This window comes from Candidatus Enterococcus avicola, assembly GCF_047470845.1.
In the GTDB taxonomy this organism is placed as follows: domain Bacteria; phylum Bacillota; class Bacilli; order Lactobacillales; family Enterococcaceae; genus Enterococcus_D; species Enterococcus_D casseliflavus.
In genome coordinates, this window is record NZ_JBLGTY010000006.1 from 140,668 (window position 1) to 150,300 (window position 9,633).

Genomic DNA, 9,633 nt, shown 5'->3' on the forward strand with positions numbered 1-9,633 from the left:
CTGGCAAGCAGCAGGAGACAAATATGGAAATAACCTCAAAATCAAAAGCAGCCAATAAGTTGAAACGCAAAAATACGCTAACCGCGCTGTCTTTTATTGCACCGAACTTTATCGGCTTTTTCTTATTTACCTTAGTGCCAGTTGTGTTCTCATTGATTCTGGCTTTCATGGAATGGGATTCCTTTAGTTCGCCTGAATTTGTGGGAATGAAAAATTTCAGCAAAATGCTAGGGGACGACACCTTTTGGATCTCGTTAAAGAACACCTTTCTCTATACGATTGGCGTCGTTCCATTGACGTTAGTATGTTCCTTAGGCTTAGCGATTTTATTGAATAAAAAAGTACGTGGAATGAAGTTTTTCCGTACGGCCTTCTTCTTTCCTTATGTCACCTCGTTAGTTGCGATCGCTGTCGTGTGGAACATGTTGTTTCACCCAACGATGGGACCAATCAATCAGTTTTTGAAATTTTTTATTGAAAATCCTCCTGGTTGGACCTCCAGCTCTGATTGGGCTTTGACGGCGATCATCATAGTCAGCGTCTGGCGTGGCATGGGGTATTACATGATCTTATACTTGGCAGGGTTACAAAGTGTGCCAAAGGAATTGTATGAAGCGGCTTCGATCGATGGCGCCAACAAGTGGCAGCAGTTTCGCAACGTGACTTTGCCGTCCTTGCGACCAACGACCTTCTTTGTTTCGATCATGCTGGTCATCAACTGTTTCAAGATCTTCGATTTGGTCCAAGTCATGACTGCCGGCGGACCCGGTCGAGCCACCAATGTCTTGGTGTATCAAATTTACAACGAAGCGTTTGTGAAATTTAATTTTGGTTACGCATCTGCGATCGCCATGGTCTTGTTTGTGATCGTTTTGGGCATCACGGTGATCCAGTTTAAGTGGAACCAAAGACAAGAACGGGTGTAAGGAGGGAGTACAGATGGAAAATACACTGAGTAAAAAGAATGTTCAAGCCAAACCAAAACAAAAAGCCAAGCTGTCGGTCGGCAGTGTCTCCTTGATTCTTTTATTAACATTTCTCGCGTTAGTGACACTGATCCCGTTTCTCTGGATGATCTCTGCTTCTTTTAAGACCAATAACGATGTTTTTAGCGTACCGATCCAATGGATTCCAAAAAGTTGGCACCCAGAAAACTATACGGTGATCTGGGATCGCATTCCTTTGCTAACTTTTTTCAAGAACACAGCATTTTTGAGCATTATCATTACCTTGATCCAATTGTTTACCTCTAGCTTTGCGGCCTATGGGTTTTCAAAGATGCATTTCAAAGGACGCGACCTGTTGTTTCTGACATACATCGGTACGATTGCGATTCCTTGGCAATCCTATATGATTCCTCAGTTCATCATGATGCGCCAGTTTGGGCTGACAGACACGCTTTGGTCTTTGGTCCTCTTACAAGCCTTCAGTGCCTTTGGCGTCTTTTTGTTGAAACAATACTATAGTAGTATTCCTGATTCATTGTGTGAAAGTGCGCGGATCGACGGCTTGAGTGAGTGGGGGATCTATCGAAAAATCATTCTACCACTGACGAAGCCCGCTTTAGCGAGTCTGACCATCATCACCTTCGTCAATACATGGAACGATTATATGGGACCATTTATCTACCTCTCCTCAACCGAAAACAAAACCATTCAGTTAGGGTTGAAAATGTTTGTCGGCTTATATGATGCCGAGTACGCCCTGATCATGGCAGCATCTGTGGTCTCCATTTTGCCAGTGGCGATCGTCTTTTTAGCAATGCAAAAATACTTCGTAGAAGGAATCGCTACTTCGGGAATGAAAAATTGAGGTGATCAATCATGTTTACCAAACCTACCTTTGAAAACAATCTTTACATGCGGATCTTCCGCTGGCTATATATTGGCTTTGCTCTGAATATCAGTTTTTGGGTCGTCAATACACCCTACACCCTCACGGCAATGTTCTTGGCAGTCGATCCTAGAAACCTCCTTTGGTTTGCATTTGCACTCTTGCTGATTGGGCCAAGCATGATCAGCCTCCTGGCTGCGATCGATCGCTTTGCAGAACACAAAGACATCGATCCAGTAAAAGATTTCTGCTACTTTTTACGAACCTTTGCCGTGCGCGGGTTTCTCTATTGGCTCATCGGCTGGCTGGGAAGTGTCATTGCGATCGTGGATATTCTGTTTGCGGTTCAATTTGAAAGTGGCAAATGGCTCGTTCCTTTCTTTCTTTTGTTAGGGATGCTTTCCATAGCTCTTAGTATCAACGCGTGGTACTTCCAAGTGCGTAATCCAAAAGCCGCTAAGAAAGATGTCCTGCGTACCGCACTTTTTTTCACTTTGAAAAAATGGCCTGTTAGTTTGTTAGCAACCTTTTTGTTTGTTGCCGTTTTTGTCGCCTTGATTTTGAAGCCGCAATTTGGCTTTACTCTTTTTCCAGTCCTTTTTTTCGGACTCCTTTATTTAAACTTACGGAAATTTCAGATAAAATAGAAAGAAAGTCGTCTACGAATAAAGGAGACGACTTTTTTTAGGAGAAAGGGGGGCTTGAAGATGGCAGAAACAGTCACACTTCAACCGATTACGGAAGAAATGATTGCTGAACTTTGGTCGATCAGCTATGGGCCTAAGGCAGATTTAGAATGGAAAAAATGGGACGGACCGTATTTCCAAGACCCCGTGTTGACGTGGGAAGAATTTCGAACGGGGTTTGGCGCTAGCTGTATCGACAACCCGTTACGTAAAGCGATCAGCTATCAAGGAAGAATCGTAGGGATCGCGACCGCTTATTGGGAAGACAATACCTTGCAGCAGTGGTTGGAATTCGGGATAGCCATCTATGATGCTTCCCTTTGGAATCAAGGCATTGGCAGCCAAGCAATTCGTCAGTGGATCAATGAGTTGTTTGAATCACAGCCTCATATCCAGCGTGTCGGTTATACCACGTGGTCGGGCAATCACCGCATGATGAAACTAGGAGAAAAGCTAGGGATGACCAAAGAAGCCCAGATCCGCAAAGTCCGTTTCTGGGAAGGCACCTATTATGATTCCATCAAGTATGGCATCTTGCGAGAAGAATGGGCACAGCAGAAGTGAAGGTAGGGGATGCGGCAGCCAATGTCGTATTCCTTTTTCTTTTTTACAACAAATCAAAAAAATTTCTAGCATTACAGACAATAACCATGTACTATCTCTATGTAATACTTTATAATAATTCCAATGTACAGATTAGAAATATTTTAAAAAAGTCGGGAATAGCGTTTGAAGTTCATTCTCAATTAGTCTAAAATAGTGAGAAAGAAAAGATACTGGAGGGAAAGAAATGTCAGTTTTAGAAATCAAAAATCTACACGTCCAAATCGAAGATAAAAAGATCTTAAAAGGCGTTGACTTAGTGTTAAAAACTGGAGAGATCCATGCCATCATGGGACCAAACGGTACAGGGAAATCAACCTTGTCCGCTGCCATCATGGGTAACCCGAATTATGAAGTGACAGAAGGGGAAATTTTGTTCGACGGCGAAAACGTCTTGGAAATGGAAGTGGATGAGCGAGCTCGTTTAGGTCTGTTCTTGGCGATGCAATACCCAAGTGAAATTCCAGGCATCACCAATGCGGAATTCATGCGGGCAGCGATCAATGCCAAACGTGACGAAGACGACAAAATCTCTGTCATGGATTTCTTGAAAAAATTAGATGAAAAAATGGATTTATTGAATATGCCAGAAGAAATGGCGGAACGCTATTTGAATGAAGGCTTCTCTGGTGGAGAAAAGAAACGAAATGAAATCTTACAATTGTTGATGCTAGATCCAACCTTTGCGATTTTGGATGAGATCGACTCTGGTCTAGATATTGATGCCTTGAAAGTCGTAGCAAAAGGCGTCAATGAAATGCGCGGCGAAGGCTTTGGCGCTTTGATCATCACCCATTACCAACGTCTGTTAAACTACATCACACCAGACGTGGTTCATATCATGATGGAAGGCCGTGTCGTGATGACCGGTTCGGCAGATTTAGCCAAACGCCTAGAAGCAGAAGGCTATGCTGGGATCAGTAAAGAGTTAGGGATCGACTACAAAGAAGAAGAAGCGTAAGGAGGCAAGGTAAATGGCAAAATTACAGGATTATCTTGAACAAGTCAACGTTTTTTCAGCGTTAAAAGAAGAGCCTGAATGGATGTTGGAATTACGCCAAGCAGCCCTTGCGAAAGTGGATGAACTTGCGTTTCCAAAAATCGAGCGGGTGCGTTACGAGCGTTGGCCATTGTTCAATATCGACGAACAAGCACTTGCTGGTGAAAAAGAATTTGCAGGCTTCATCGATCCAACCTTACCTGCAAGTGAATCTAAGGAGACAGGTGCTGGCTTGGTTCCCGCCTTTGACGCGATGGATAACCATCCGACTCTCGTTCAGTTTGATGACACCACCATCTTTGAGCAATTACCGCAAGAGCTGATTGACAAAGGCGTGATCTTCACCGACTTGTTTACAGCAATGAAAGAAGTACCAGAGTTGGTCAATCAATACTACATGACCAAAGCAGTACCAATGGATGAAGACAAAATGACCGCAGCACATGCGGCGTTTATGAATAGCGGCATGTTCTTGTATGTACCAAAAAACGTGGTGATCGAAGAACCCCTTGAAGCGATTTTCTATCACAATGGCAATAGTCAAGCGCATTTCTTCAAACACATTTTGATCGTTGCTGATGAGCACAGTGAGTTCAGCTACTTGGAACGTTTCCAAACCAAAGGCGACCAAGCGAAAAAACTGTCTGGCAATATCGTAGTGGAAGTGATCGCCAAAGCAGGTGCGAAGGTCAAATTCTCTGCGATTGATCAGTTAGGTGTCAACATCACTACGTACATGAATCGTCGCGGCTACGTGTTGCGAGATGCGATGGTAGATTGGGCAATTGGAGTCATGAATGACGGCGACGTCGTGGCGGACTTTGATTCTGATCTTGTAGGCGAAGGCGCGCATTCGGAAGTCAAAGCGGTCGCAATCAGTGCTGGGCGTCAAACACAAGGAATCGACACTCGCGTCACCAATAAAGCACCGCATTCCATTGGCCATATCCTGCAACACGGCGTTATCAGAGAACGCGGCGTCTTAACCTTTAACGGTATCGGACACATTTTAAAAGGAGCCAAAGGAGCGGACGCGCAACAAGAAAGCCGTGTCCTAATGCTTTCAGACCAGGCTCGTGGCGATGCCAACCCAATCCTTTTGATCGATGAGCACGAAGTAACCGCCGGACACGCAGCCAGTGTGGGACGGGTCGATCCAGAAGAAATGTACTACTTGATGAGTCGTGGGCTGCGCAAAGCAGAAGCGGAACGTTTGGTGATTCGTGGCTTCTTGGGCTCCGTCTTGACCGCGATCCCAGTCAAAGAAGTGCAACAAGAATTGGTTGCCGTTATCGAAGGGAAGTTACTCGCATGATCGATGCCCAAAAAGTGAAACAAGCGTTTCCCATCTTGGATCAGCTCGTAAATGACGAACCATTGGTCTACCTCGACAATGCTGCCACTACGCAAAAGCCAGAGGCGGTGCTGCAGGCGATCACCGATTATTACCATCAAGACAATGCCAACGTTCATCGTGGGGTCCATACCCTCGCAGAACGGGCGACCCATTCCTATGAAGGCGCACGGGAAAAAGTGCGCAGCTTTATCCATGCGAATGAAACGGCGGAAGTGCTGTTTACTCGAGGGACGACCACTGGTTTAAATTGGGTCTCCCGCAGCTACGGCGACCGTTTTGTCAATGAAGGCGATGAAATCGTGATTTCCTATATGGAACATCATTCCAATATCATCCCTTGGCAACAATTAGCAGCCCGAAAAAAAGCTACCTTGAAATATATCCAGCTGACGCCAGAAGGCACCTTGGACATGGAAGATGCCAAGAAACAGATCACTGAAAAAACCGCTATCGTTTCGATCGCTCATGTTTCCAATGTTTTAGGCGTGATCAATCCGATTGCGGAGCTAACCAAATTGGCGCATCAGCACCAAGCCGTCATGGTGGTGGATGGTGCTCAGGCTGTTCCACATATGACAGTTGATGTCCAAGCACTGGATTGTGATTTCTATGCCTTTTCTGGCCATAAAATGTGCGGACCAACTGGCATCGGTGTCTTGTACGGCAAGCGGCAATGGCTGGATCAGATGGAGCCCGTCGAATTTGGTGGGGAAATGATCGATTTTGTCCATCTGCAAGAAAGCACGTGGAAAGAACTGCCGTGGAAATTTGAAGCTGGTACACCAAATATTGCCGGTGCGATCGGTTTAGGTGCATCGGTGGATTACTTAACAGAAATCGGCTTAGAAAATATCCACGCCCATGAAGCAGACTTAGCTGCTTACGTTTTGCCAAAACTGCAAGCCATTGAAGGCTTGACCATCTATGGCCCCCAAGAAGCAGCAAAACGCACGGGAGTGATCGCCTTTAATCTAGCAGGCATCCATCCTCATGATGTTGCCACCGCTTTAGACATGGAAGGCATCGCCGTACGGGCAGGTCATCATTGTGCCCAACCCCTCTTGACCTATTTGCAAGTCCCAGCGACTGCACGGGCCAGCTTTTACCTGTATAATACAAGAGAGGACGCCGATCGACTGGTTGACGCCATCAAGCTGACGAAGGAGTTTTTCCAACATGGCACTAACGAAATTAGATAATTTGTATCGACAAGTCATTCTGGATCATTCCAGCCACCCACATCATCGGGGCACCTTGGATGATTCAACGTACAAAGTCGAATTGAATAACCCTACCTGTGGCGACGTGATCCACTTGGAGCTCGCTGTCGAAGGAGACACCATCAAAGACATCGCGTTTACTGGCGAAGGCTGTTCCATCAGTACCGCCAGTGCATCCATGATGGGGGATGCGATTATCGGTAAGACACTAGCAGAAGCTGGTGAGCTATCAGGCTTGTTTTCTGAACTCGTCCAAGGAAACGACATTCCCCAAAGCGATCGCTTAGGCGATGCTTCCATGCTTGGAGGTGTGGCGAAGTTTCCTGCACGCATCAAGTGTGCGACCTTAGCTTGGAAAGCATTAGAAAAAGCTATTGCTGCCGACAGTACACAAGCATCTGTCAGTCACAGCCACGCCAATGAATCTGACACTGAAGAAACCAGCGAATAGACAACCGCACTACAAAAGGAGTGAGAACCATGGGTGTACCCGAATTAGAAGAATATAAATTTGGCTTCCACGATGACGTGCAGCCTGTTTTTAGTACCGGCGAAGGATTGACCGAAGACATCGTCCGTGAAATCTCACGGGTCAAGCAAGAGCCAGAATGGATGCTTGAGTTCCGCTTGAAGTCTCTTGAAGCCTTCAACAAGATGCCCATGCAAAACTGGGGCCCAGACCTGTCTGACATCGATTTTGATGCCATCAAATATTACCAAAAACCAAGTGATCGTCCTGCCCGTGATTGGGATGACGTACCAGAAAAAATCAAAGAGACCTTTGAGCGCATTGGTATTCCAGAAGCCGAGCGGGCATACCTGGCTGGCGCTTCTGCCCAATACGAATCAGAAGTCGTTTACCACAACATGAAAGAAGAGTTTGAAAAACTTGGCATCGTTTTTACCGATACCGATTCAGCCTTGAAGGAATACCCTGAGCTGTTCAAACAATACTTCTCAAAATTAGTCCCACCAACCGATAACAAGCTTGCTGCTTTAAACTCAGCCGTTTGGTCAGGTGGTACCTTTATCTATGTACCAAAAGGCGTTCGTGTCGATGTGCCATTACAAACCTATTTCCGAATCAATGCCGAAAATACCGGTCAGTTCGAACGCACATTGATCATCGTTGACGAAGGCGCCAGCGTCCATTACGTCGAAGGCTGTACCGCCCCAACCTATTCAAGCAATAGTTTGCACGCAGCCATCGTTGAAATTTTTACCCTAAAAGACGCTTACTGCCGCTACACCACCATTCAAAACTGGTCAGACAACGTCTACAACCTAGTAACCAAACGGGCCAAAGCCTTAGAAGGTGCTACCGTTGAATGGATCGATGGCAACCTAGGTGCCAAAACAACCATGAAATACCCAAGTGTGTATCTTGATGGCAAAGGCGCACGGGGCACGATGCTTTCCATTGCCTTTGCAGGTGCCAACCAAATCCAAGATACTGGTGCAAAAATGATCCATAACGCACCAAATACCTCCAGCTCCATCGTCTCAAAATCAATTTCTAAAGACGGCGGTGCAGTAAACTACCGTGGACAAGTCACCTTCGGCAAGAAGAGCGCAGGCTCTATCTCCCATATCGAGTGTGACACCATCATCATGGATGACCTATCGAAATCCGATACCATCCCATTCAATGAGATCCACAACAGCCAAGTGTCCCTAGAACACGAAGCCAAAGTCTCCAAAATCTCAGAAGAACAACTGTACTACCTAATGAGTCGCGGTCTTTCCGAAAGCGAAGCAACCGAAATGATCGTCATGGGATTCGTCGAACCATTCACCAAAGAATTACCGATGGAATACGCAGTCGAATTGAACCGGTTGATTAGTTATGAGATGGAAGGTTCTGTGGGGTAATTGAATTGCATAAGCTAGAAATGCCTATTTGAAGGCGTTTCTGGCTTTTTTTGCTCTTTGTCAATAAGGACTGATGAGTTGTGCAAAATCAAATCTGGGTCAGAATGAACCACATTCTGGCTCAGATTTTTTGTTATCTTACATTGATTAATTGATTGATCAAAAAGATTCTAATTCTCATGTTCTCGAATGATTTAAATCCGTAGGATACTCGTTTCATTGTCTTTATGTGGGTATTCTTCGCTTCTATTTTCCATTGGAATAAGGTTAGATTATTGCGTTGGTAATGCCTTCTTCATAGGTCAGAAGGTTTTGAAGCTTCTCCCGAAAGCCACCATCTAACGTTTCTGGAAGTTCTGCCAATAAGGAGAAAAATAAGTCAGGGTCTTTGTCTCGAAAGGCTTCAACTAATTCATGAAAAATGGGATACGCCTCCTTTAGGGGCGTAGAAAACTCAAGCAATCGATCAATCATCATTGCTTCAGTAAGAAATGGGTATTTTGGTGCTCGGAAACTTTTCCATGTTTTGTATTCATAATGGTTGATGTTTGCACGATTTTTTAGCAAAAAGCGCCAGTTCTTTTTCAGTTTTTCTGCTTGGCTTTTCTGTCCTGCTTTACGAAGTTCATTCATTTCACGGATACGCAACTCATTGAACGCTTGATTCATGTGTTTGACAATATGAAAACGATCAATCACTACTTTCGCATTTGGCAGAACACGTTTGGTGAGCTGGAAGTAGGCAGCGTTCATGTCTGTCACCAAGAATTCTACTTCTTCTGGATTGGTACAACCTAAGAAATAGCTTGTTAATCGAGGTAATTTACGCATAGGCAAAACATCTAATAATTTTCCTGTTTCGCCATCTGCGCAAATAAAGCTCATTTTATCTTCTATGGAAGCATGCGAGCGAAATTCATCAACCATCAATACTCTGGGGAGAATCTTCTTAGATTGCTTTGGTAAATAGCTTTTAAACTCTTTCAATGTACGAATAACGGTGGTCAAAGATACCTGACAGCTTTTCGCAATAAAAGATAAAGATACTTTTTCAGTCAGTAA

At 44.9% G+C, this 9,633-nt stretch carries 9 protein-coding genes and 1 pseudogene; 9 read left to right on the plus strand and 1 reads right to left on the minus strand.

What is annotated here, in order from left to right; translation table 11 throughout:
- The first annotated feature begins 23 nt into the window (after positions 1-23).
- The 9 genes from ACI3E5_RS07815 (at position 24) to sufB (ending at position 8,571) form a co-directional block, all read left to right on the plus strand.
- Complete coding sequence (locus ACI3E5_RS07815) at positions 24-926, plus strand: carbohydrate ABC transporter permease (protein WP_005232126.1); 903 nt, start codon at positions 24-26, stop codon at positions 924-926.
- A 13-nt stretch (positions 927-939) separates the two neighbouring features.
- A complete protein-coding gene (locus tag ACI3E5_RS07820) occupies positions 940-1,812 on the plus strand; it encodes a carbohydrate ABC transporter permease (protein ID WP_010748766.1) in 873 nt (290 codons plus the stop codon).
- A gap of 11 nt (positions 1,813-1,823) precedes the next feature.
- Entirely contained in the window at positions 1,824-2,480 is a 657-nt protein-coding gene (locus ACI3E5_RS07825; RefSeq protein WP_074934374.1) for a YesL family protein, read from the plus strand.
- A gap of 60 nt (positions 2,481-2,540) precedes the next feature.
- On the plus strand, positions 2,541-3,083 hold the full coding sequence (locus ACI3E5_RS07830; protein ID WP_010748768.1) for a GNAT family N-acetyltransferase: 543 nt from the start codon (positions 2,541-2,543) through the stop codon (positions 3,081-3,083).
- 226 nt (positions 3,084-3,309) lie between these two features.
- Positions 3,310-4,083 carry a Fe-S cluster assembly ATPase SufC gene (sufC, locus tag ACI3E5_RS07835; RefSeq protein WP_005232112.1) on the plus strand — a complete coding sequence of 258 codons (774 nt, stop codon included), beginning with the start codon at positions 3,310-3,312 and terminating at the stop codon, positions 4,081-4,083.
- A 13-nt stretch (positions 4,084-4,096) separates the two neighbouring features.
- A complete protein-coding gene (gene sufD / locus ACI3E5_RS07840) occupies positions 4,097-5,437 on the plus strand; it encodes a Fe-S cluster assembly protein SufD (protein ID WP_015508910.1) in 1,341 nt (446 codons plus the stop codon).
- Positions 5,434-6,678, plus strand: coding sequence for a cysteine desulfurase (locus tag ACI3E5_RS07845; protein ID WP_074934372.1), 1,245 nt, complete (start codon positions 5,434-5,436; stop codon positions 6,676-6,678). The genes sufD and ACI3E5_RS07845 overlap by 4 nt, the downstream gene beginning before the upstream one ends.
- On the plus strand, positions 6,656-7,150 hold the full coding sequence (gene sufU, locus ACI3E5_RS07850) for a Fe-S cluster assembly sulfur transfer protein SufU (RefSeq protein WP_005232105.1): 495 nt from the start codon (positions 6,656-6,658) through the stop codon (positions 7,148-7,150). Before ACI3E5_RS07845 ends, sufU begins: the two co-directional genes overlap by 23 nt.
- A gap of 29 nt (positions 7,151-7,179) precedes the next feature.
- Entirely contained in the window at positions 7,180-8,571 is a 1,392-nt protein-coding gene (gene sufB / locus ACI3E5_RS07855; RefSeq protein ID WP_005232103.1) for a Fe-S cluster assembly protein SufB, read from the plus strand.
- Between the two features lie 133 nt (positions 8,572-8,704).
- Here sufB and ACI3E5_RS07860 read toward each other — a convergent pair.
- Positions 8,705-9,633 (minus strand): annotated as a pseudogene (locus ACI3E5_RS07860) (ISL3 family transposase); the annotation flags it as partial.

Excerpts from the sequence above, each read along its gene's own strand:
- ACI3E5_RS07820 (WP_010748766.1), top strand. The coding sequence starts at position 940 with ATGGAAAATACACTGAGTAAAAAGAATGTTCAAGCCAAACCAAAACAA.
- sufD (WP_015508910.1), top strand. The coding sequence starts at position 4,097 with ATGGCAAAATTACAGGATTATCTTGAACAAGTCAACGTTTTTTCAGCG.
- ACI3E5_RS07830 (WP_010748768.1), top strand. The coding sequence starts at position 2,541 with ATGGCAGAAACAGTCACACTTCAACCGATTACGGAAGAAATGATTGCT.
- ACI3E5_RS07825 (WP_074934374.1), top strand. The coding sequence starts at position 1,824 with ATGTTTACCAAACCTACCTTTGAAAACAATCTTTACATGCGGATCTTC.
- sufU (WP_005232105.1), top strand. The coding sequence starts at position 6,656 with ATGGCACTAACGAAATTAGATAATTTGTATCGACAAGTCATTCTGGAT.
- ACI3E5_RS07815 (WP_005232126.1), top strand. The coding sequence starts at position 24 with ATGGAAATAACCTCAAAATCAAAAGCAGCCAATAAGTTGAAACGCAAA.
- sufC (WP_005232112.1), top strand. The coding sequence starts at position 3,310 with ATGTCAGTTTTAGAAATCAAAAATCTACACGTCCAAATCGAAGATAAA.
- sufB (WP_005232103.1), top strand. The coding sequence starts at position 7,180 with ATGGGTGTACCCGAATTAGAAGAATATAAATTTGGCTTCCACGATGAC.
- ACI3E5_RS07845 (WP_074934372.1), top strand. The coding sequence starts at position 5,434 with ATGATCGATGCCCAAAAAGTGAAACAAGCGTTTCCCATCTTGGATCAG.